This is a genomic window from Dietzia lutea (assembly GCF_003096075.1).
GTDB lineage: Bacteria > Actinomycetota > Actinomycetes > Mycobacteriales > Mycobacteriaceae > Dietzia > Dietzia lutea.
The window spans coordinates 3,144,436-3,164,600 of sequence record NZ_CP015449.1; the positions used below are offsets into that span (position 1 = coordinate 3,144,436).

23 protein-coding genes are annotated in these 20,165 nt (G+C 72.0%); 5 read left to right on the plus strand and 18 right to left on the minus strand.

Annotated features, from left to right (window positions below):
• The first annotated feature begins 57 nt into the window (after positions 1 to 57).
• Together A6035_RS14420 and A6035_RS14425 are read left to right on the plus strand one after the other, a co-directional pair.
• Entirely contained in the window at positions 58 to 1,155 is a 1,098-nt protein-coding gene (locus A6035_RS14420) for a CaiB/BaiF CoA transferase family protein (protein ID WP_108848467.1), read from the plus strand.
• A gap of 80 nt (positions 1,156 to 1,235) precedes the next feature.
• The gene (locus A6035_RS14425) at positions 1,236 to 1,604 is read left to right on the plus strand and encodes a GntR family transcriptional regulator (protein WP_235026523.1); all 369 of its coding nucleotides are present in this window, start codon (positions 1,236 to 1,238) and stop codon (positions 1,602 to 1,604) included.
• Positions 1,605 to 1,687: 83 nt separating this feature from the next.
• Here A6035_RS14425 and A6035_RS14430 read toward each other — a convergent pair whose 3' ends face one another.
• The 6 genes from A6035_RS14430 to A6035_RS14455 all read right to left on the minus strand — a co-directional run bounded on the left by A6035_RS14430 (position 1,688) and on the right by A6035_RS14455 (position 7,106).
• Complete coding sequence (locus A6035_RS14430) at positions 1,688 to 2,200, minus strand: hypothetical protein (protein WP_108848471.1); 513 nt, start codon at positions 2,198 to 2,200, stop codon at positions 1,688 to 1,690.
• A gap of 107 nt (positions 2,201 to 2,307) precedes the next feature.
• A complete protein-coding gene (locus tag A6035_RS14435) occupies positions 2,308 to 2,520 on the minus strand; it encodes a hypothetical protein (RefSeq protein ID WP_108848473.1) in 213 nt (70 codons plus the stop codon).
• A 518-nt stretch (positions 2,521 to 3,038) separates the two neighbouring features.
• A complete protein-coding gene (locus A6035_RS14440) occupies positions 3,039 to 4,325 on the minus strand; it encodes an adenylosuccinate synthase (RefSeq protein WP_108848475.1) in 1,287 nt (428 codons plus the stop codon).
• A gap of 107 nt (positions 4,326 to 4,432) precedes the next feature.
• Positions 4,433 to 5,323: a 5-oxoprolinase subunit C family protein gene (locus A6035_RS14445; protein ID WP_108848477.1), complete on the minus strand. Its 891-nt coding sequence runs from the start codon at positions 5,321 to 5,323 to the stop codon at positions 4,433 to 4,435.
• On the minus strand, positions 5,320 to 6,234 hold the full coding sequence (locus A6035_RS14450; RefSeq protein ID WP_108848479.1) for a 5-oxoprolinase subunit B family protein: 915 nt from the start codon (positions 6,232 to 6,234) through the stop codon (positions 5,320 to 5,322). The genes A6035_RS14445 and A6035_RS14450 overlap by 4 nt, the downstream gene beginning before the upstream one ends.
• Positions 6,231 to 7,106 (minus strand): LamB/YcsF family protein, encoded by an 876-nt coding sequence (locus tag A6035_RS14455; RefSeq protein WP_108848481.1) that lies wholly within the window; start codon positions 7,104 to 7,106, stop codon positions 6,231 to 6,233. Before A6035_RS14455 ends, A6035_RS14450 begins: the two co-directional genes overlap by 4 nt.
• A 56-nt stretch (positions 7,107 to 7,162) precedes the next feature.
• On the opposite strand from A6035_RS14455, the gene A6035_RS14460 reads away from it, so the two are divergent.
• Positions 7,163 to 7,819 carry a hypothetical protein gene (locus A6035_RS14460; protein WP_108849304.1) on the plus strand — a complete coding sequence of 219 codons (657 nt, stop codon included), beginning with the start codon at positions 7,163 to 7,165 and terminating at the stop codon, positions 7,817 to 7,819.
• Here A6035_RS14460 and A6035_RS14465 read toward each other — a convergent pair.
• Both A6035_RS14465 and A6035_RS14470 read right to left on the minus strand, forming a co-directional pair.
• Positions 7,764 to 9,056, minus strand: a complete 1,293-nt coding sequence (locus A6035_RS14465; RefSeq protein WP_108848483.1) for an FUSC family protein — start codon at positions 9,054 to 9,056, stop codon at positions 7,764 to 7,766. The genes A6035_RS14460 and A6035_RS14465 overlap by 56 nt on opposite strands.
• A complete protein-coding gene (locus A6035_RS14470) occupies positions 9,013 to 9,429 on the minus strand; it encodes a DUF3151 domain-containing protein (protein WP_043567286.1) in 417 nt (138 codons plus the stop codon). Before A6035_RS14470 ends, A6035_RS14465 begins: the two co-directional genes overlap by 44 nt.
• Positions 9,430 to 9,730: 301 nt before the next feature.
• Between A6035_RS14470 and A6035_RS14475 the strand changes: the two genes are divergently transcribed.
• Both A6035_RS14475 and A6035_RS14480 read left to right on the plus strand, forming a co-directional pair.
• A complete protein-coding gene (locus tag A6035_RS14475) occupies positions 9,731 to 11,449 on the plus strand; it encodes an alkaline phosphatase D family protein (protein WP_108848487.1) in 1,719 nt (572 codons plus the stop codon).
• 118 nt (positions 11,450 to 11,567) lie between these two features.
• Positions 11,568 to 12,155: an Rv0361 family membrane protein gene (locus A6035_RS14480; RefSeq protein ID WP_167400735.1), complete on the plus strand. Its 588-nt coding sequence runs from the start codon at positions 11,568 to 11,570 to the stop codon at positions 12,153 to 12,155.
• Between the two features lie 14 nt (positions 12,156 to 12,169).
• Here the strand turns inward: A6035_RS14480 and A6035_RS14485 are convergent, their stop codons facing one another.
• From A6035_RS14485 to pyrE, 10 genes are all read right to left on the minus strand, one after another.
• Positions 12,170 to 13,753, minus strand: coding sequence for an HNH endonuclease signature motif containing protein (locus A6035_RS14485; protein WP_244192455.1), 1,584 nt, complete (start codon positions 13,751 to 13,753; stop codon positions 12,170 to 12,172).
• 209 nt (positions 13,754 to 13,962) lie between these two features.
• On the minus strand, positions 13,963 to 15,000 hold the full coding sequence (fbaA, locus tag A6035_RS14490; protein ID WP_108848491.1) for a class II fructose-bisphosphate aldolase: 1,038 nt from the start codon (positions 14,998 to 15,000) through the stop codon (positions 13,963 to 13,965).
• A 210-nt stretch (positions 15,001 to 15,210) separates the two neighbouring features.
• Positions 15,211 to 16,206, minus strand: coding sequence for an MsnO8 family LLM class oxidoreductase (locus A6035_RS14495; RefSeq protein WP_108848493.1), 996 nt, complete (start codon positions 16,204 to 16,206; stop codon positions 15,211 to 15,213).
• Between the two features lie 66 nt (positions 16,207 to 16,272).
• On the minus strand, positions 16,273 to 16,446 hold the full coding sequence (locus tag A6035_RS18305; protein WP_159149780.1) for a hypothetical protein: 174 nt from the start codon (positions 16,444 to 16,446) through the stop codon (positions 16,273 to 16,275).
• Complete coding sequence (locus A6035_RS14500) at positions 16,443 to 16,655, minus strand: helix-turn-helix domain-containing protein (RefSeq protein WP_108848495.1); 213 nt, start codon at positions 16,653 to 16,655, stop codon at positions 16,443 to 16,445. Before A6035_RS14500 ends, A6035_RS18305 begins: the two co-directional genes overlap by 4 nt.
• Positions 16,655 to 17,134 (minus strand): DUF2975 domain-containing protein, encoded by a 480-nt coding sequence (locus tag A6035_RS14505; RefSeq protein ID WP_108848497.1) that lies wholly within the window; start codon positions 17,132 to 17,134, stop codon positions 16,655 to 16,657. Before A6035_RS14505 ends, A6035_RS14500 begins: the two co-directional genes overlap by 1 nt.
• A gap of 31 nt (positions 17,135 to 17,165) precedes the next feature.
• Positions 17,166 to 17,858 (minus strand): TrmH family RNA methyltransferase, encoded by a 693-nt coding sequence (locus A6035_RS14510; RefSeq protein WP_108848499.1) that lies wholly within the window; start codon positions 17,856 to 17,858, stop codon positions 17,166 to 17,168.
• The gene (locus A6035_RS14515; RefSeq protein WP_244192456.1) at positions 17,855 to 18,706 is read right to left on the minus strand and encodes an SDR family oxidoreductase; all 852 of its coding nucleotides are present in this window, start codon (positions 18,704 to 18,706) and stop codon (positions 17,855 to 17,857) included. The genes A6035_RS14510 and A6035_RS14515 overlap by 4 nt, the downstream gene beginning before the upstream one ends.
• Positions 18,703 to 19,473 (minus strand): lysoplasmalogenase family protein, encoded by a 771-nt coding sequence (locus A6035_RS14520; RefSeq protein ID WP_108848503.1) that lies wholly within the window; start codon positions 19,471 to 19,473, stop codon positions 18,703 to 18,705. Before A6035_RS14520 ends, A6035_RS14515 begins: the two co-directional genes overlap by 4 nt.
• Before the next feature lie 6 nt (positions 19,474 to 19,479).
• The gene (gene pyrE / locus A6035_RS14525; RefSeq protein WP_108848504.1) at positions 19,480 to 20,037 is read right to left on the minus strand and encodes an orotate phosphoribosyltransferase; all 558 of its coding nucleotides are present in this window, start codon (positions 20,035 to 20,037) and stop codon (positions 19,480 to 19,482) included.
• Positions 20,038 to 20,165 lie beyond the last annotated feature (128 nt).

The window sequence follows — 20,165 nt, forward strand, 5'->3', positions numbered from 1 at the left end:
CGCGCGCCGGCCGAGGATATACGGTGTGTTAAACGCCACAAGAAAGGGCATACACCCGTGACCACTGCCTCCTCCGGCCCCCTGGCCGGTATCCGCGTCGTCGAACTCAACGGCATCGGCCCCGGCCCGCACGCCTGCATGATGCTGGCGGACCTCGGTGCCGACGTGGTGACCGTCATGCGCCCCGGTGAGCTGGCCAAGTCCGTCGACGGCTGGGCCCACATCACGCGCCGCGGCCGGACCGTGGTCGAGGCGGACCTCAAGAGCGACGAGGGCCTGGCGCAGGTCCGCACGCTCATCGGGAAGGCGGACGTGCTGGTCGAGGGCTTCCGCCCGGGCGTCACCGAGCGCATGGGCCTGGGCCCGGACGAATGCCTCGAGCTCAACCCGCGGCTGGTCTACGCCCGCATGACCGGCTGGGGCCAGCACGGGCCGCTCGCCCACACCGCGGGTCACGACCTCAACTACATCTCCCTGACCGGGCATCTCAACGCCATCGGCCGGAAGGGCGAGCGCCCGGTGCCGCCGCTCAACCTCGTCGGCGACTTCGGCGGCGGATCCATGTTCCTCATCCAGGGGATCCTCGCCGCGATCATCGAGCGCGCCACCTCGGGCAAGGGGCAGGTCATCGACGCCGCCATGACCGATGGCGCCTCCGTGCTCGGCCAGTTCCAGTGGGCGATGCGGGCGCGGGGCCAGTGGTCCGACGTCGCCGGAACCAACATGCTCGACACGGGCTACCCCTTCTATGACGTCTACGAGTGCTCGGACGGCAAGTACATGGCCGTGGGCTGCCTCGAGCCCCAGTTCTACGCTGAGTTCGCGCGACTGCTCGGCGTCGACGGCGAGGGCATGCCCGGCCAGTTCGACATGGACCGCTGGGACGAGCTGCGCGAGCTGATCTCGGGCAAGTTCGCCGAGAAGACCCGTGACGAGTGGGCCGAGGTGTTCTACGGCACCGACGCCTGCACCACGCCCGTCCTGTCCTATACGGAGGCGTTGGGCCATCCCCACAACTCGGCTCGTGAGACGTTCGTCGAGGTGGCCGGCGATGTGGGACCGGCGCCCGCGCCGCGTTTCTCCCGTACCCCGGCTGCCGCCGTTCCGGCCGAGCCGCCGCGTGCGGTGACAGCGATCGTCGAGGTCTGGTCCTGAGGATGGGTGAGGCGGATTCCGGGGCGGGGAGCATCGAGTCCCGCCACACCGGTCGGGTCTCAGCCGCTACCGGCTCCCGCGTGGCCGAGGTGACGCTCGCCGTGGACCCTGGCTCCGCAGAGCCACCGTTTCGCCAACTCAAGGGCCAGATCGTCGAGGCGGTCACGCGTGGGAGGCTGACGCCGGGCACTCGCATGCCACCCGTGAGAAAACTGTCGGACGAGGCGGGCGTCTCCACCGCCACTGCGGCCAAGGTCTATCGCGAACTTGAAGAGACTGGCGTGCTCGAGAGCCGGGGGCGTTCGGGCACATTCGTGGCGGCCGGCGACGTCCGTAGGGCCGCCCTGATTAGGGCCGCGGAGGAATTCGTCGCGCTGGCCTCCGCATCCGGAGCGTCCGCCGACGACGCCTGTCGCGCCGTGCGGGATGCATTCGAGCGGGACGGCTAACGCGGCCCACCCCCGATCGACACACGAACGCCCCACCACCGCCAGGTGCGATGGTGGGGCGTTCGGCGCAGGTCGCTCACCAATCAGCCACCGAGCGAACCCATGCTCAGCGAGCCGAACACCCCACCGGGCTCGTAGGCGAAGGCGCCCTCCTCGCCACACTGCGCAGACGCACCCGCGCGGAAGTCAGCTTCCGGGTTGTAGGTCGCGTTACCGGCCCACACCTCGGTGTCGTTCGCGGCGACATCGACAGTTGTGACGGTGTTCTTACCCTCAAATCCAGCAGCAATGAAGTCGGCCGACACATCAATTGCCTCGCCGATGGTCGTCCCCTCGTTGAAGACGGCCTCGATGTCCGACATCACCTCGGCGTCACTGACCGTGATCGTGCAGGTGACCGCCTCTTCGGTGTTGTTGCTGATCGTGCCGCCGACCGCGTCCTCATCACCCGCGACGGTGAGGACGACTGGGGCGGGATCCGAGGATCCGAGCGAGCCGAGGGACTGTGCCTGGGCGACGCCTGCGCCGCCGAGGACTGCCGCACCACTGAGGGCTGCGGTGGAGAGAGTTGCACCGATCTTGGTGGAAAGACGCATAAGTGTCCTCCTTGCCTTGAATCGCAGTTGGATCTCAACCACTGTGTGCGACGATAACTTCGCATGATGCACATCACAAACGCGGGGTGCGGGGCGTAAGTGAAGTCTCACTCCACCCTGACAACGTTGACAATCGTCCCAGCGTGCTCGATCGCCCGGCATGAACAGTCAGTAAGGTACGGATATCCACCGCCGGCATCGACGAAGAAGTCGTAGTCACCGAAGTCCGGGTTGCCGGTGTCACCGACGACGGCCACCGCGGCGGGCGCCGAGACGCCGCCGCACGCCAGCGACCGGTCAGTCCTGTTCGTGTACGTCACCGTGACGCCGTCCGACGAGCGCTCCGCTTAGATCGTCGAGGCAGACGTGGTCGTGAACGCGTCGGCGGCGACGCTGCCGGTGTCTCCGCCGAACTGGGCGCGGCACCCGCTCCGGCGAGAGCGGTGACTGAGGCGATGGCGGCCGTTGCGGCGGCTACGCCGACACGAGTAGAGGTACGCATGAGGGACTCCAGACTCACGGAGGGATGATGGCCGGGTGGCCACCTGAGATCCACCTCACCGCATTCCCGACCCGGATGCTGTCGTCCGTTCGTCGGTCATGTGTCGTACGGTCGCACCCTGTCTGGCACCTCGATCCCCACCTGCCACATGCGCCACATCATCGCCGTGGCGGTTCGTCGAGAAGACAGTTCCGCACACCGCTACTCGAGCGATGCGGGCGGAACCGTCTTCTCGATGAATGCGCCGCCGCGGCCGCCGAGGGCACCGCCGGGCGAGCCGGGCCGCCGCGCCCCACGCCCACCGCGCCCACCGCGCCGAGCGCACCGCCGCCGGCGTCACCCCAGAATGTCGCGCCGCACCACGTTCTGGTCGCGGCCCGGCCCCACGCCGATGTACGACATGTGGCAGCCGGCCAACTCCTCGAGCCGCAGCACGTAGTCGCGCGCCGCAGCAGGCAGGTCGCCGAACTCGCGGGCCCCGGTGATGTCCTCGTCCCAGCCCGGCATGGTCTCGTAGATCGGGGTGGCGTGGTGGAAGTCGGTCTGCGTCATGGGCATCTCGTCGTGCCGCACGCCGTCCACGTCGTAGGCCACGCAGATGGGGATCTCGCCGATGCCGGTGAGCACGTCGAGCTTGGTGAGGAAGTAGTCGGTGAAGCCGTTGACGCGGGCGGCGTAGCGGGCGATCACGGCGTCGTACCAGCCGCAGCGGCGCACGCGGCCGGTGTTGACGCCCACCTCACCACCGGTGACCTGCAGGTACTCGCCCCACTTGTCGAACAGCTCGGTGGGGAACGGCCCTGCGCCCACGCGGGTGGTGTACGCCTTGACGATGCCCAGCGAGTGGGTGATCTTGGTGGGCCCGATCCCGGAGCCGACGCAGGCGCCGCCCGCGGTGGGGTTGGACGAGGTGACGAACGGGTAGGTGCCGTGGTCGACGTCCAGCATGGTGGCCTGGCCGCCCTCCATGAGGACGGACTGGCCACGGTCGAGCGCCTCGTTGAGCATGAGGGTGGTGTCGGCGACCATCGGCCGCAGGCGGTCGGCATAGGAGAGGAAGTACTCGACCATCTCCTCGACCTCGACCGCGCGGCGGTTGTAGATCTTCACGAGGATCTGGTTCTTGAGGTGCAGCGCGCCCTCGATCTTCTGCCGCAGGATCGATTCGTCGAACACGTCCTGGACGCGGATGCCCACGCGGGAGACCTTGTCGGCGTAGGTGGGGCCGATGCCGCGGCCGGTGGTGCCGATGGCCTTCTTGCCGAGGAACCGTTCGGTGACCTTGTCGAGCGCCTGGTGGTACGGCGCGACGAGGTGCGCATCGGCGGAGATCCGGAGCCGGGAGGTGTCGGCGCCGCGGGCCTGCAGCCCCTCGATCTCGTCGAACAGCGCCTCGAGGTTCACCACGACGCCGTTGCCGATCACGGGTACCGCGGTGGGCGAGAGGATGCCGGCGGGCAGGAGCTTGAGTTCGTACTTCTCGCCACCGACGACCACGGTGTGGCCGGCGTTGTTCCCGCCGTTGGGCTTGACCACGTAGTCCACGCGGCCGCCCAGGATGTCGGTGGCCTTACCCTTGCCCTCGTCGCCCCACTGGGCGCCGATCAGAACGATCGCTGGCATGGTTCGCTTTCACCTCGAAAAGAGTCGTCTACACGGTGAGGGACGGACACCTTCTCGTGATTCCGCGCACACCAGCACTCCAGATTAGTCGTCTGAGTGCTCTCACCCTAGTCGCCGGCCCCCCGCACCCTGCGTAGTCTCACGGGCGTTCCGGGCAGGAGCTGCGAGATCCGGTCCGCGCTGTGGGAGGTGAGAACGCCGATCACGGGGTAGCCGCCGGTGACGGGGTGGTCGGGGCCGAACACGACCGGGCAGCCGTCGGCGGGGATCTGGACGGCGCCGCGCACCATGCCCTCGCTGGGGATCTCGCCCCTCGACCGCCGCGGTACGGGCCGGGCGGGGTCGATGCGCACGCCCACCCGGTCGGCGTGGCCGCTGACGTGGCCGGTCGCCGCGAGGACGTCCCACGCCTCGGGTGGGAAGAGGTCGTCGCGCGGGCCGGGGATGACGTCGAGGTCGACGGGCTGGCGGGGGTCGGTGCCGCCGACGGCCGCCTGCCATCCGTCCGCCCACGGGCCCACGACCGCGTCGCCGACGTCGAGGACGTCCCCGACGGTGACGGGCGGCGGGCCGAGCCCGGACAGGGTGTCGCGGGAGCGGCTGCCCAGCACCGGCGGCACGTCGATCCCCCCGCGCACGCCCACGTAGCTGCGCACCCCGGCGACGGGCCGGCCGATCTCCAGCGTCGACCCGGTGTCCAGGCGGAGGACGTCGCCGGTGGCGGCGGTGCGTCGGGAACCGTCGGGGGTGACGACGACGACGAGGGCCTCCGCACCCGTGACCGCCACGACCGCGGGGGCGTCCGTGAGGACGGTGAGCCCGCCGAGCAGCACCTCGAGCACCGCGGCTGCGGGGTCGGTGCCGACGGCCCGGAGGGCGGTGGCCGCGGCGGCGCGGTCGGCGGCCCCGGAGGCGGTCACCCCGAGGTCGGCGTGTCCGGGGCGGCCGAGGTCCTGCACGAGAACCGCGGGCCCGGCCCGGAGGACGAGCAGGCTCATCGGTCCGCGCCCCGGCTACCGGAGCCGGCGGTGCTGCCGGAGCCATGACTGCCGCCGGCGTCGCGGAACCGCACGGTCGTCCCGGGCGTCAGCAGGGCGGGGTCGGCGCGGTCGACGTCCCAGAGCCGGGCGTCGGTGGTGCCGATGAGCTGCCACCCGCCGGGTGAGACGCCGGGATAGACGGCGCAGAACCGGTCCGCCAGGCCCACCGATCCGGCCGGCACCCGCGCCCGCGGGGACGGCAGCCGCGGCACGGTCGGCAGCGGCCGCGGCTCGGCGGCGCCGCGCTGCTCGAGCCCGCGCTGCTCGCGCTGCTCGCGCCCGGGCGTATCGCGCCCGCGCGCGTCGAGCTCCCGCGCGTCCACGAGATAGGCGAAACCGGGCGCGAATCCGCCGAACGCGGCCCGCCACGTGATCGACGTGTGGGTCCGCACGAACGCCTCGGTCGACAGCCCGGCCAGGTCGGCGACGGCGGACAGGTCGGGCCCGTCGTAGCGGACGTCGAGGATCACCTCGGCCGCCCCACCCGCAGCCCCGGCCCAACCCGCGGCCCCAGGATCCGCTACTCCCCCTCCGGATCCGCTACCCGCACCGGGGTAGCGGATCCGGTCCCCGGGTAGCGGATTCGGGGTGGACGGCGGATTCGGGGTGGGCGACGGATTCGGGGTGGGCGACGGATTCGGGGTGGGCGGCGGCTCCTCGGCGAGAAGCGCCTCGACCCGCCGCCGCAGCCCGGGCAGCGCGGAGGCCTCCCGCGCGGTCACCAGCACGGTGCGGGCCGCCGCGACCACGTCGACGGCATCCGGCCGCAACCCGCGGACCCTCCCGGCAAGCTGCACCGCCTCCGCCAGACCCGCACACTCGAGCAGCAGCGCGGCCTCTCCGCAGCGGCGGATCCTCGTCGTCGTCATCTCTCCCCCGGCCGCCCCGGCTCTCCACCGCGCGCGTGCGCGAACGGCGCCAACGCGACCCCGGCGGCCTCGAGCGCCGACCGCACCCGGCGCGCCAGGTCGACGGCACCGGGCGTGTCCCCGTGGACGCAGATCGACGCGGCCCGGACCACCACCGGCGACCCGTCCGACGCCGTGATCTCCCGCCCCGTGGCCATAGCCACCACCCGGGCGGCGACCTCGTCGGCGTCCGTGATGACGGCTCCCGGCTCGCCGCGCGGCACGAGGGTGCCGTCGGGTCGGTAGCCGCGGTCGGCGAACGCCTCGGTCACGGCCCGCAGGCCCGCCTTCTCGGCCTCGGCCAGGACCACCGCGCCGGGCAGGCCGAGGATCGGCAGCGGATCCTCGTCGGCGACCGCGGCGTAGGCCAGGACCGCATCGACGACGCCCGCGGCCTGCTCGCGATCGTGGACGATGCGGTTGTAGAGGGCCCCGTGGGGCTTGACGTAACTCACCCGCGAGCCGTGGCGCCGCGCGGCCATGTCGAGCTCGATCAGCTGGAACGCCACGATCCGGGCGACCGCCTCGCGGTCGAGGTCGTGCTCGACGCGCCCGAAGTTCTCCGCGTCCCGGTACGAGGGGTGCGCGCCCACCGCCACGCCCCGCTCGGCGGCTGCCACGACCGTCGCGTTCATCGTGGGCCGGTTGCCGGCGTGGAAGCCGCACGCGACGTTGGCGGAGGTCACCACGTCGAGCAGGGCGGCGTCGCCGGGGTCGGGCCCGGCGTGCGGCGCGAGCGAGGCCGACCACCTCGGAGTGCCCCGGCGGGCCTCCCCGAGGTCGCAGTTGAGATCGATGCTGCCGCGATCGATGTCGTGCGCCTGTGCATGCACACCTCCATCCTGCCCCAGGTTCGCCCACTCCGGCCGCTGCGGTCATGATGGAGGTCATGATCGTCATCCGCTGCGGCTCCGCGCCGGTTCCGACGGTCCTCGGCGAACACCCTCGCGTCGAGGTCAGTGCGGTCCCCACCAAGGAGGAGGTCACCCGCGCGCTCTCCGAGGTCGGCACCCGCCGACGGCTGGTCGTGTGCGGTACCGACGCCGGACTGTCCGCGCTGCTCACCCGCCTCATGCGCACCGAGAACCTCGACGTGGAGATCGCCTACGTCGCCGACGAACCCACGCCTGCCACCAGGGCGTACGGCCTTCCGACCGGCTCGGAGGCCGCCAAGCTCGGCGTCCGGGGCAGTGCCCGCGAGGTGCCCCTCGTGCGCGACGACACCGGAACCGCCCTCGTGGGCGAGGCCACCGTCCGCGGTCCCGAAGGGGGCCACCTGGTGGGCGAGGCCTACGCCGACGACAACCGGGTCTTCTCCGGCGAGATCGACGCCCTCACCGTCCGCCCGACGCCGGACCTGCCGGGCGTCGTCGCCACGGCCGCCCGTCCCCGCTGGCTGCGACGACGGCCGTGGCTCGCCGCGCGCGCGGTCCAGCTGGGGACCGAGGCAGGCCTGCTCACCCGCGACGGGGTGACCGGCCGGCGGGCCGTCAAGAGGACGACCTTCTACCGTCATACCGAGCCATGGAGGCTCGTGTCGCCCTGAACGGCGGCATCTCCGGCGCGGGCCGGTCGGGCGAGTCCGGCCACTCCTCCTCGAGCAGCTCCGGCGACACGGCCGGCGTCCGCACCGTCGGCGGCAGCGTGGCCAGCGCCGAGATCTTGCTCAGGCCCGCCACCTGCATCACGTCCACGAGGATCGACCGGATCTGCGCGAGCATCACCGTCTCGGTCATTCCGGAGCCGATCACCAGCTCCCGTTTGGCCCGCGCCGACACCGCGCGCAACTCCCGCAGCACCTTCGCGGCGCCGGGCGCGTCGGGGTCGGCGGCCACCCGCTGGGCGAGCAGCTCGACCGCGTCGGCGAGCGCGGCCAGCAGCGAACTGAGCGCGGGCGGGACGTCCACCTGGTCGTCGACGGCCACGATCGCCCGCCGCGCCAGCACGCGGATGTTGCGGATGCCGTTGTCGAGCGGGTGGAGGATGCGGGTCAGCTCCACCTCCTCCGGACGGCGCCGGCGGTAGAACGGCGAGATCCGCACCAGCTCCTGGGCCCCCGCGAGCTGTTCGGACACCGCGTCGATCGCCGGCTGGGTGTCACGGGCGTCCTGCAGCGCCTCGCGGATGAGGTCGGAGTCGCGGCGGTCCAACCCCTCGGCGACCTCTGCCAGGACCGACGAGGCCACGCCCAACAGCGACGCGGCCTCGCGCCGGGCGCGCCGCAGCGGGTGCACGGGGATGAGCGACATCGCCACCAGCGCGACGACACCGCCGACGGCGGCGTCCACCATCCGCTCGTAGCCGCCCGCCGAGCCCGGCGGCAGGATGGTGGCCACGAGGATCGCGGACGACGCCGCCTGCGTCCCGACCAGCGCGCCCCGGTCGAGGAACACGGCCGCAGACATCGCCAGCACCACGACCGCGGCGATCTGCCACGGGCCGGAGCCGATCTGCGCGATGAGCAGATCGCCCAGGCCGACGCCCACCACGACGCCGATCACCAGCTCGATGCCGCGGCGCACCCGCCGGCCCATGCCGGTGCCCAGGGCGATGGCCGCCGCGATGGGCGCGAAGAACGGCGCGGGGTGTCCGAGCAGGTCGAACGCGATGTACCAGGCGATCCCGGCGGCCAGGCCGCACTGCAGGATCGGCAGGAGCGCGTACGCCAGTCGCCGGGTCCGCGTCCTCAGCGGAACCGGTAGCGCGGCGTAGACGCCCAGCGCGCGGGCGTCTAGACGATCACGCCAGGCCGAGAGGCGCGGCGGCGTGCGGGTCCGACTCATTGATCAAATCCAGGCAACGGATGTACTCGTCCTCCTCGCCGATCGACTGCGCGGCGCGGGCCAGCGCCGCGACCGCGCGGAGGAATCCGCGGTTCGGCTCGTGGTCGTACGGCACCGGGCCGAAGCCCTTCCAACCGTGGCGGCGGAGCTGGTCCAGCCCGCGGTGGTAACCGGTGCGGGCGAAGGCGTACGCGGTCACCGCGTCGCCGGCGTCGAGTGCGCGCTCGGCGAGCTCGGCCCACGCGATCGACGCCGCCGGATGGTCGGCTGCGACCGTGCGGGGGTCCTCGCCCGCGGCGAGGGCGTCCTCCGCCTCCGGATCGCCGGTCAGACGGGTGGGCGGGGGGCCGAGGAGATCTCCGAACTGGGTCATGCCGCCCATTGTCCACGAAAACTCGTCTCCCCTTGCGATGAGAGCTTTTCTTTCGATGGGGCCGTATCGACCTGCGATCCGGAAGCAGGGCCGCTTGAACAGCTTGGTCCGGGAGACCGCCGCTCCGGAGCGGATCGGCGAACCGGTTGTCGAGGTGCCGGACCGCGGGGAAGAAGAGGGCACCGGTGAAACGGCGCGGAGTTCCCGGGAAGGCGAACGGTCGGCGACGGCAGCATGACATCCCGGTGACCAGTCCGGACGTTTCCTTCCACAGGATAAGGAAACCCGCAAAACTGGACACATGACCGTATCTTCACCATCTGAGCCCGCCCGCACCACGCCCGGAATCACCCGCCGAAGCGCCCTCAAAGCCGGCGCTCTGGCCGGTGCTGCGGTCGGCACCAGCGCTCTGGCGGGGCGCTCCGCGATCGTGTCCGCGGCGGCGGGGGGAGGTGGTGGCGCTGTAGGGGCGCCAGCGGTCGGCGACGTTTTCCAGCACGGCGTCGCCTCCGGTGACCCGATGCCCGACCGTGTCATCCTTTGGACGCGTGTGACCTCGTCGCCGGAGGCCGTCCCCGGATCCGGACTGGGCGCCCCCGTCGCAGTCGGTTGGGAGGTGGCTCTGGACCCCGGCTTTGCGACCATCGTCCGGTCCGGCTCGATCGTCACCGACGCCGGCCGCGACCACACCGTCAAGTTCGACTGCACCGGTCTGGCTCCCGACCGCTGGTACCACTACCGTTTCCGCGCACTAGGGCAGACCTCGCCCTCCGGTCGCACCCGCACGGCGCCCGCCGACGGGACGCTCCCGGTCACCGGCCGCTGGCGCATCGGGGTGGTCTCCTGCTCCAACTGGGAGGCCGGGTACTTCTCCGGCTACCGCCACCTCGAGGCGCGCGGCGACCTCGACGCGATCATCGAGCTCGGCGACTACATCTACGAGTACGGCCACGGCGAGTACACGGGCAAGTTCGGCGCGGTCCGCCCGCACGATCCCGCGCACGACATCGTGACGCTGGCCGACTACCGGATCCGCCTCGCCCAGTACCGCACCGACCCCGATCTGCAGTCGCTGCACGCGCACGTGCCGTGGATCGTCACGTGGGACGACCACGAGCTCGCCGACAACAACTGGGCGCACGGTGCGGCGAACCACAGTCCGGAGCAGGGGCCGTTCGAGGACCGCAAGGCCGCCAGCTGGCAGGCCTACTTCGAGTGGATGCCCGTGCGGCCGGAGGCCCTGCGCGACGGCGGGCACCTCTACCGGCGGCTGCGGTGGGGCTCGCTGGCCGAGATCAGCATGCTTGACCTGCGGTCCTACCGTTCCGAGGAGCCGGGCCGCTTCGACGGTCACGCCATCGACGTCACGGGCACCATGACCGGCGCCGATCAGTTCGAGTGGCTGGCCCGCGGCCTGAGCTCGTCGACCGCCCGGTGGAACGTCATCGGCAACTCGGTGATGTTCTCACCGGTCCTCCTCCCGCCGCTCGAGCCGCGCACCACCGCTGCGCTCACCGAGCTGCTGGGCGCTCCCCGCGAGGGCATCACCTACAACCCCGACCAGTGGGACGGCTACGCGGGCGAGCGCCGCCGCCTGATGGAGGTCATCCGCACTGCCGGGACCCGCAACACCGTGTTCCTCACCGGTGACATCCACACCTCGTGGGCCATCGAGGTGCCGTTCGAGGCGGCGAACTACCCGGGAGCCGGTGTGGGGGCGATCGAGTTCGTGACCCCGTCGATCACCAGTAACAACATCGACGACATGTTGAACCTGCCCGAGGGCAATCCGCTCTCGCAGACCGCACAGGCGGCACTCTCCCAGCTCAACCGACACGTGCGCTGTGTGGATCTGGACCGCCACGGCTTTACGGTGGTCGAGTTCACCACCGACTACGCGCACGCCGACTTCTGGGCGGTCGTCGCTCGCGAGGAGCCGAACAGCGGCGCGTATCCGCTGGCCAGCTGGCGCAGTCGCCATGGCACGGACCAGCTGGAGCCCGTCGGTCCGCTTCCCTGATCCGTTGACGGGGCTGCCGGGCTCCGCCCTGCACCCGCCGAGTCACAGGTTGGTCCGCTACGGTGGCGGGTCGACGCGGCCCGTCCGGGGCCGACGACGGGTGTATCGGGAGTAGTGGATGACGACGAGCCAGCAGCCGCCCGCCGGGGAGCCGACCCCCGGAGGACGACCGGGCGGTGGCCCGAAGGGTGGGGCACGTCCGTCGGGTGACGGGCGGGTCGGTCGCCCGGGCCGGGGTGGTGTGCTCGCGGCGGTGGCCGTGGTGGCGCTGGTCGTGGTCGCCGCGGTCGCGTGGGCGTTCCTGGCCGGGCCGTTGTCGTCGTCGGCGCGGGCCGAGCGGGCTGTGGCCGAGACGCTGGAGCAGATGAGCTCGGCGGAGTCGTTCGACGAGTTCAACAGTCATATGTGCGCGGAGAACCGGGTCCCGCAGGAGCTGGTGGACACGATCACCGCGTCGAGCGAGGCGACGGGGCCTGATCTCGATTCGATGTTCCGCGAGTCGATCGCGGGGTCGTTCCCGCAGGATCTCGAGGTGACCGGGGTCGAGATCGCCGACGGCGGCGCGGAGGCGATGGCGACGGTCGAATCCGAGTCGGACGGTTCCGTTCCGGAGCAGGTGCGGATGCGCGACGAGGACGGCGCCTGGAAGCTGTGCCAGCCCGGCGTCGGAATGGGCTCGGTGCCCGAGGACCAGCAGCCGGGCTGATCGGGTCTGCCTGGTCACGCCGGCCGCCCTGGGCGTTCTGGCGACGTCGACTGCTCCGGCCTGTCGCCGCGGGAGGTGGCGCGCAGGGTGCCTTCGACGCCGGGCGGGTTGGTGAGGTGGCCGTCGTCGGCGATGAGTCGGTCGAGGTGTTGGTGCCAGCGGTGGTCGAGGATGCGGTCGCGGGCCTGGGCCAGGGGGCCATGGGGTCTGGTGTGGTGTTCGTGTCCGGTTTCGGTGATGATGGTCAGCTCGCCGAGGGGTCCTGCCCGGTAGGCGCAGTGGCCGAAGGTTCTCTCCCGGTGGTGTTTTCGGCACAGGCACACCAGGTTCCACTCGGCGGTCGGCCCGCCCAGGTCGGGACGCTGGTGGTCGAAGGCGATGACATGGTCGATCTCACAGTCGTGGGCGTCGACCGTGCAGCCGGGGTGGCGGCAGGTGCCGTCGCGTAGCCGGATCCGTTCGGCCAGGGCCGGGCTGATGCGGTACTTCAGCGCGGCGTCGGGGGTGTCCTCGGTGCCGGGTTGCGGGTCGAGCAGTTCGAACCGGACTTTCGCGTCGCCGCCGGAGAGCAGTTCCTCGCAGAGCCAGTCGAAGCTGGCGTAGGCGCCAGTGACGAACTCCACGCGGTTGGGCAGGCCCTGGGCGATGCTGTCGATCACCGAGATCCGCACCGGTTGGTCGGTGCCCCACGAGGCCCCCAGCGGCGCACCACCGCCATCGGTGTCGGCGGCGGTGGCGGTCGCGCCTGCGGTGGCCGGGTCGGCCGCACTGTTGTCGGCCGGGTGGTCGGGTGGGGGGTCTGCGATGTCGGTGGTGTTGGGGTCGCCGAGTGCGACCAGGGCGTCGGCGCGTAGTTGGTCGCGGGTGCGGGGGTGGCCGGTCTCGGCGGCGGCGCGGGCGGCGGCGTCGATGCGGCGGCGCAGTTTCTCGGCGTCCCCGGAGGGCAGGTGGGCCCACATGCTGGTCATGCCGTCGCGTTCGGGGCGGAACCGCACGGTACGCTTGTCGGCGGCCGCGTCGACGGCGTCGCCGGCGCCTTGGGGGTCGTGGCGTTCGCGGGAGGCGTCGACGGTGGTGTCCAGGGCGGTGCGGCTGGGTCGGTGACCGCCGGCCAGGTCACGGGCCAGGCGGGCCACGACATCGGATTCGACGCCGCCGATGATGTCGTCGGGGATCGAGGCCAGGCGGCAGGCGGCGTCGATGGCCAACTGCTCGGGCAGCAGCCCCCGCTCGACGGCCTCGCGCAGGCGGGGCAGGCGGGTGTGGATCTGCACGCCGGCGGTGACCAGGTGGCGGGCGTGCCAGCCGGTCATCGCCAGTGCCGCGGCGAGGTGGTGGCGGGCCCGGTCGGCCGGATCCAGGCGGGCATGCGCGGGACGGGCATCGGCGCCCGGCTCGCCGTGGGCGGCCTCGTCCAGGGACTTGAAGCTCTCGACCAGCAGGTGCGCGGCATGCAGCCGAGTGGCTCCCGCCAGGTTCTGCGCCAGCGTCACCGACCGCGCCACCTCGCTCAGCGCGGACGCGTCCAACAACTCCAACGGCTCGTCCACCGCGCGCAGCGCGCCGAGACCGAACGCCCTCGTCGTCGTCGTATCCAACCCCGTCACCCCCGCCCGCGTCGCAGCTCTATCGAACTTGTGATCGATTCTACTGCCGCTACCAGGCCCGCACAAGCGTTCGACACAGCCGCCCCTCAACATGCCCGCAGACGACAGCGGCGCCCCTCCCACACGGGAGGGGCGCCGCTGACCGGGCCAACCGGGCATACCGGGCCGAACGTGCCTGGCGAGCCAACCGACTAAGGGCGTCAGGCGCCCTTGGACTTGCCCGCCGACTTCAGGTCGTTGCACGCCTCGACCACGCGCTCGGACATGGCCTGCTCGGCCTTCTTGAGGTAGGAGCGGGGGTCGTAGGTCTTCTTGTTGCCGACGTCGCCGTCGACCTTGAGCACGCCGTCGTAGTTGCTGAACATGTGCGCGGCGATGGGCCGGGTGAAGGCGTACTGCGTGTCGGTGTCGACGTTCATCTTGATGACGCCGTAGCTCAGCGCCTCCTCGATCTCGCTCTTCGCCGAGCCCGAACCGCCGTGGAAGACGAAGTCGAACGGCAGGTCGCCCTCGTTCAGACCCAGCTTCTCGACCGCGACCTCCTGGCCCATCTTGAGGACCTCGGGCTTGAGCTTGACGTTGCCCGGCTTGTAGACGCCGTGGACGTTGCCGAAGGTGGCGGCCAGCAGGTAGCGCTGGCCGGTGTTGCCGGCGCCGAGCGCGTCGATGGTCGCCTCGAAGTCCTCACGCGTGGTGTAGAGCTTCTCGTTGATCTCGTTCTCGACACCGTCCTCCTCGCCGCCGACGACGCCGATCTCGATCTCGAGGATCTGCTTGGCCTTGGCCGTCTTCTCGAGGAGCTCCTTGGCGATCTCGAGGTTGCGGTCGAGCGGCGTGGCCGAGCCGTCCCACATGTGCGACTGGAACAGCGGGTTCTCGCCGCGGTCCACGCGCTCCTGGGAGATCTCGATGAGCGGGCGGACGAAGCCGTCCAGCTTGTCCTCGGGGCAGTGGTCGGTGTGCAGCGCCACGAGGACGTCGTACTTGGCCGCCACCACGTGGGCGAACTCGGCCAGGGCCACCGCGCCGGTGACCATGTCCTTGAGGTTCAGGCCGGAGCCGAACTCGGAGCCACCGGTGGAGAACTGGATGATGCCGTCGGAACCCGCGTCCGCGAAGCCCTTGATGGCGGCGTTGATGGTCTCCGAGGAGGTGCAGTTGATCGCGGGGTACGCGAAACCCTCCCGGCGGGCTCGGTCGAGCATGTCCTTGTACTGTTCGGGAGTTGCGATGGGCATGTGGTCTCCTCCGGTGGTTCAGTTCTGGTGCGGATGGCCTCGGCCGGGGCGCCGGCGCCGTTGTGACGGCGGGCGCACCCCACCAGACTAGGCCAGCCCCACCGCGCCCACCCGGGAGCCGCGCGGCGCCGCCCTCGACAGGGCGGGGACGACTCCCTCGACGAGGCGGGGCGGGGCCGCCCGGCAGCCGCGCCGCGCCGGCCGGAGCGGTCACCCCGGGAGAAGTCCCGCGAACGCCGCGTCGGCCCGCGCGAGCGCGTCCCGGTCGTAGGTCGACGTCGCCGCCATGATCTCATCGGCGCCCGTGCGCTCGACGAGAGCGGCGATCTCCCCGGCCACCTTCTCCGCGTCTCCGTGGACGGCGGTGCCCATCCACTCCTCCATCCGCCGGAGCTGCTGGGGCCGGAACTTCCGGTCCAGGATCTCCCCGACCGGCAGCAGAGGTCCGAACGCGCCGGTCTCGCGTGACTCGGCCATCGCCCACGACTCCGGAAGCAGCAACTCCCGTGCGGCGTCGGTCGAGTCGGCGATCATCACCTCGAGGCTCACCACGACATAGGGCTCGGAGGCGGCCCCGCCCGGCCGGAACGACTCCCGGTAGCGCTCCAACGGCGTCGGGTCGGCCAGCAGGCGCGGGCCGCCGACGACGACCGGCAGGCCGGCGCGGGCGGCGACCTCCAGGCCGCGACCGGTGGCCAGCACGAACATCGGTGGCGGGTCCTCCACCACCGGCAGCGCGGTGACGGGGCCGCGGCCGTGGAGGAAGTCCCGCACGGCGGTGATGTCGCGGTCGAACGCGTCGGTGTCGTACTCGCTCACACCGAGCGCCTCGCGGACCGGGGCGGTGAAGCCGAGCGACCGGCCGACGCCGAGGTCGATGCGGCCCGGGTGCATGGCCTCGAGCATGGCGAACTGCTCGGCCACGACCAGCGGGCGGTGATTGGGCAGCATCACCCCGCCCGAGCCGAGCCTGATGCGCGCCGTGCGGGCGGCGGCGGCCGCGATGAGAAGCGGCGGGCTGCCGCTCGCGATGCCGGGGACGGCGTGGTGCTCGGCGGTCCAGTACCGGTGCAGGCCCAGCTCGTCGGCGTGCTCGGCGCGGCGCAGCGTCGCCTCGATCGCCTCTACGTGGGACTCACCGTCGCGGGTCCGGGACCTGGCCAACACGGACAGTCGGAGCGAATCCGGCAGAGCGATGGGGGCCACGACCCCACCGTAGCGGCGTCCGCCACACGGGCGGTCCCGCGTGCTGCCGGGTCCGGCCGCCCGGGATCATGCTCCCCGCCATCGGAGCGCGACGACCGTCGCGCCGATGACCACGAGGACGCCGATCCCCTGCAGCCCCGGGGAATCGTCGGCCTCGCCGAGCACGATCGCCGCCCCGCCCAGCGCGAGCAGCGCCAGGACGCCGACCAGGACCGCCAGGAACACCACCGCGTTCCTCATTCCTCGTCCTCCACCCATTCCAGCAGGTCACCGGGCTGACACTCGAGCACCCGGCACATGGCTTCGAGCGTGCTGAACCGCACCGCCTTGGCCCGCCCGTTCTTCAGCACCGACACGTTGGCGGGCGTCAGGCCCACCTTCTCGGCGAACTCGCCGACGCTCATCTTGCGCCTGGCGAGTTCCACGTCGATCCGCACGACGATCGGCATCAGACCACCGTGTCCATCTCGGAGCGCAGGCCGGTGGCCTGCCGGAGGAGGGCGCGCATGACGACCATGAGCAGCGCCGCGACGGTGATGATGACGACGACGACGAAGAGCAGCAGCGGCAGGCCGGGGTCATCCGCCGTGAATCCGACCAGGGCGAGCACCACCACGAGCATGGCCCAGGCGGCGACGATCGCCCCGAGGATCACGTCGACCCACTTCAGGGAGGCGTCGGTGAAGATGCGGTCGGATTCGACGAGGGACAGCAGTTTCCACGTGGCCACCACCACGACCTGGATGCACACCACCCAGTAGATGGACACGGCCGTGAGCGGCCACCGCAGGTGCGCGGACCCGGGGTTCGTCTCGGCCATGTGGGCGAACTGCCCCGGCAGCGACATCACCTCCAGCAGGAGGAGCACGGCGAACAGCACCACGAGGAAGATCCGGAGCGGCAGGACCGCCCGCCTTTCGATGTTCATACACCGACTATGGACCGAAACCTATCGAGAATCAATAGGCAGCGTGCTCCCGGATCCAGGCGTGCATGGCGATGCCGGCGGCGACGCCCGCGTTGATCGAGCGGGTCGAGCCGAACTGGGCGATCGAGACCGTGCGGGCCGCGCGCAGGCGGGCGTCGTCGCTCACGCCTGGACCCTCCTGGCCGAACAGCAGGACGCACTCGCGCGGCAGGCTCACCGCCTCGAGCGGCTCGGCGCCGGGGAGATTGTCGACGGCGACGACCGGCAGCCCCTCGGTCGCGGCCCATTCCATGAGGGCGCCGACGTCGTCGTGGTGCCGCAGGTGCTGGTAGCGGTCGGTCACCATGGCGCCGCGGCGGTTCCAGCGGCGGCGGCCCACGATGTGCACCTCGGCCGCCAGGAAGGCGTTGGCCGTGCGCACGACGGTGCCGATGTTGGCGTCGTGGCCGAAGTTCTCGATCGCCACGTGGAACGGGTGCCGGCGCGTGTCGAGGTCGGCGACGATCGCCTCGCGCCGCCAGTAGCGGTAGCGGTCGACGACGTTGCGGCGGTCGCCGGCGTCGAGCAGCTCGGGGTCCCAGGTCTCGCCCGTCGGGCGGGGCTCGCCGGGGTGCTCGACCTCCCACGGGCCCACGCCGACCACGCCGTCGCCCCACTCGGTCGGCCCGGGCGCGGGCTCGCCGGGTTCCGCCGGCCCGGGCGCGGGCTCGCCGGCCTCCGTCACGAGGTGAGGCGCTTGTTGGTCAGCCGGGTGAGGCGTCCCGGCGCGACCTGCGACGCGAGGTACATCGCGGTGGCCTGCGTGCCGACCGGGCGGTGGACCTCGCGGCCAAACGCTCCGCGGATCCGGCCGAGCAGGCCGCGCGGCGTGCGGCGGGTCTGCTCGGCGAGGTCGAGGATCTCGCCGGCGACGTCGCCCTCGGTCAGACGGACGCCCATGTTGCGCATGCCCGCGGTGTCGACGCCGGAGAGCATCTCGGTACCCACGTAGAGCGGCCACACCGAGCACACGCGGATCCCGTGCCGGGACCACTCCAGGTCGAGCGCCTCGGTGATGCCGCGGACGGCGAACTTGGTGGCCGAGTAGGTGGCCATCTCGGCCTGGCCGTAGATCGCCGACGCCGAGCACAGGTTGACCACGGTTGGCGCAGACGACGCCTGCAGGTACGGGAAGGCCGCGCGACAGCCGTAGAGCACGCCCTTGACGTTGACGTCGACCAGCGCCGAGTCCTTCTCGTAGCTCGCGTCCATGAACGGCGTGCCGTACAACAGCCCGGCGTTGTTGACCAGCACGTCCAGCGCCCCGCCGCTGCGGCCGGTGAGCTCGGCGAGCGCGGCCTCCCACGCGGCGGGGTCGGTGACGTCGAGCGCGCCGGTGACGAACCGGTCGTCGCCCTCGGCCCATGCGCACGGCTGCAGGTCGTACGCGCCGACGAGGTAACCGGCGTCGGCGAACCGGCGGGCCGTGGCCTCACCGATCCCCCGCCCGGCGCCGGTCACGAGGACGGTGCGCACGGCCGCTCCCGCGGCCCCGCCCGCAGCCCCGCCTTCCGAGCCCGGCCCGGCGCTCACGCCCGGCTCCCGGCGTGGCGGGCCGCGGCGGCGGTGCCCGTGAGCAGCAGCAGCGCGGCGGTGGCGTAGGTGTCGATCACGCCGACGTCCAGGGCGCGGGCCGGCACCGTGCCGCCCTTCACCGTGCGGCGAGCGAGGATGAGCGAGTCGCTGAGCAGGAACACCGGGCCGGCCATCGACAGCACCGACGCGGCCCGGCCGTGCGAACGGTCGACCGAGGTCGCGAGCGCCGACAGTGTCGCGAGCAGCCCGCCGTACGCGGCCAGCGGCGCGTTCTCCCGCCCCTCGGACAGCAGCACCGCGGCGGCCGCCCCGGCGACCACTCCGTGTACGGCCGACTGCACCGGCTTGAACCGCAGGCCCGAGCGCAGCATGAGCGCGCCCAGCGTGAGGTGGCCGGTCGCGAACGCCGCCGCCCCCGCGGCCAGCCTGCCCACGTCCCGGCTGGCGTGACCGCCGCCGAGCATGAGGATGACATCGCCCGTCGTGTACGCCGCCCCGGTCGCCGACAGCAGCGCGGTGTCGACCGCCGAGAGCGGTGGACCGTCCCGCAGCGCGATCGCCAGCGCCGCCGGCACGAAGAGCGGCTTGCACAGCTTCTCCAGCGCGCCGATGCCGGTGGCCTTGGCGATCTCCGTCCCCGCGGCCGCCGCGAGGAACGCCGGCCCCTCCGGGCGGGAGCTGCCCGTGAGCACGCCCACGCGCTCCGTCAGCGCCTGCCGCACGCGGTCGAGGGCGGACCTCGTCGTCGTCGTCTTGTTCGTCACCTCAGGTCACTCCAATCCCAGGTCGGTCAGGCCCAGCAACGCCCGGTACTCCACGCCCTCGGCGCGGATCACGTCGTCGGCGCCGGTCGCGCGGTCCACCACGGTGGCCACGCCTACGACCTGAGCGCCCGCCTCGCGCAGGGCGGCGACGGCGGTCAGCGGCGAGTTGCCGGTGGTGGTGGTGTCCTCGACGACGAGGACCCGTCGGCCCACGATGTCGGGGCCCTCGATGCGGCGCTGCATGCCGTGCTTCTTGGCCTCCTTGCGCACCACGAAGGCGTCGATCGGGCGACCGGGCGCGTGCATGATCGCCGTGGCCACCGGGTCCGCGCCCAGGGTGAGCCCGCCGACGGCGTCGAAGTCCCAGTCCGCGGTGAGCTCGCGCAGCAGGCGCCCGATGAGCGGCGAGGCCTCGTGGTGCAGGGTCGCTCGGCGCAGGTCCACGTAGTAGTCGGCCTCCCGCCCCGACGAGAGGGTGACACGGCCGTGGACGACGGCGAGGTCGGCCACCAATTCGGCCAGGCGTGCCCGTGCCGTTGCGTCGACTGTACTGCTGGCGGGCATCTGGCTCCTTAGAGTCGGCGATTCATACGACGGCGGGCCTAGCCCGTCCGCGACTGACTGTAGTCCGGCCCCCACCGCCGCACGGGTGGTCGACGGAGGCAGAACGGCCACCTGGGTTCGGCGACGCC

Excerpts from the sequence above, each read along its gene's own strand:
- A6035_RS14480 (WP_167400735.1), top strand. The coding sequence starts at position 11,568 with ATGACGACGAGCCAGCAGCCGCCCGCCGGGGAGCCGACCCCCGGAGGA.
- A6035_RS14475 (WP_108848487.1), top strand. The coding sequence starts at position 9,731 with ATGACCGTATCTTCACCATCTGAGCCCGCCCGCACCACGCCCGGAATC.
- pyrE (WP_108848504.1), bottom strand. The coding sequence starts at position 20,037 with ATGCCCGCCAGCAGTACAGTCGACGCAACGGCACGGGCACGCCTGGCC.
- A6035_RS14450 (WP_108848479.1), bottom strand. The coding sequence starts at position 6,234 with ATGACGACGACGAGGATCCGCCGCTGCGGAGAGGCCGCGCTGCTGCTC.
- A6035_RS14445 (WP_108848477.1), bottom strand. The coding sequence starts at position 5,323 with ATGAGCCTGCTCGTCCTCCGGGCCGGGCCCGCGGTTCTCGTGCAGGAC.
- fbaA (WP_108848491.1), bottom strand. The coding sequence starts at position 15,000 with ATGCCCATCGCAACTCCCGAACAGTACAAGGACATGCTCGACCGAGCC.
- A6035_RS14440 (WP_108848475.1), bottom strand. The coding sequence starts at position 4,325 with ATGCCAGCGATCGTTCTGATCGGCGCCCAGTGGGGCGACGAGGGCAAG.
- A6035_RS18305 (WP_159149780.1), bottom strand. The coding sequence starts at position 16,446 with ATGAGGAACGCGGTGGTGTTCCTGGCGGTCCTGGTCGGCGTCCTGGCG.
- A6035_RS14460 (WP_108849304.1), top strand. The coding sequence starts at position 7,163 with ATGATCGTCATCCGCTGCGGCTCCGCGCCGGTTCCGACGGTCCTCGGC.
- A6035_RS14465 (WP_108848483.1), bottom strand. The coding sequence starts at position 9,056 with ATGAGTCGGACCCGCACGCCGCCGCGCCTCTCGGCCTGGCGTGATCGT.
- A6035_RS14505 (WP_108848497.1), bottom strand. The coding sequence starts at position 17,134 with ATGAACATCGAAAGGCGGGCGGTCCTGCCGCTCCGGATCTTCCTCGTG.
- A6035_RS14430 (WP_108848471.1), bottom strand. The coding sequence starts at position 2,200 with ATGCGTCTTTCCACCAAGATCGGTGCAACTCTCTCCACCGCAGCCCTC.
- A6035_RS14470 (WP_043567286.1), bottom strand. The coding sequence starts at position 9,429 with ATGACCCAGTTCGGAGATCTCCTCGGCCCCCCGCCCACCCGTCTGACC.
- A6035_RS14500 (WP_108848495.1), bottom strand. The coding sequence starts at position 16,655 with ATGCCGATCGTCGTGCGGATCGACGTGGAACTCGCCAGGCGCAAGATG.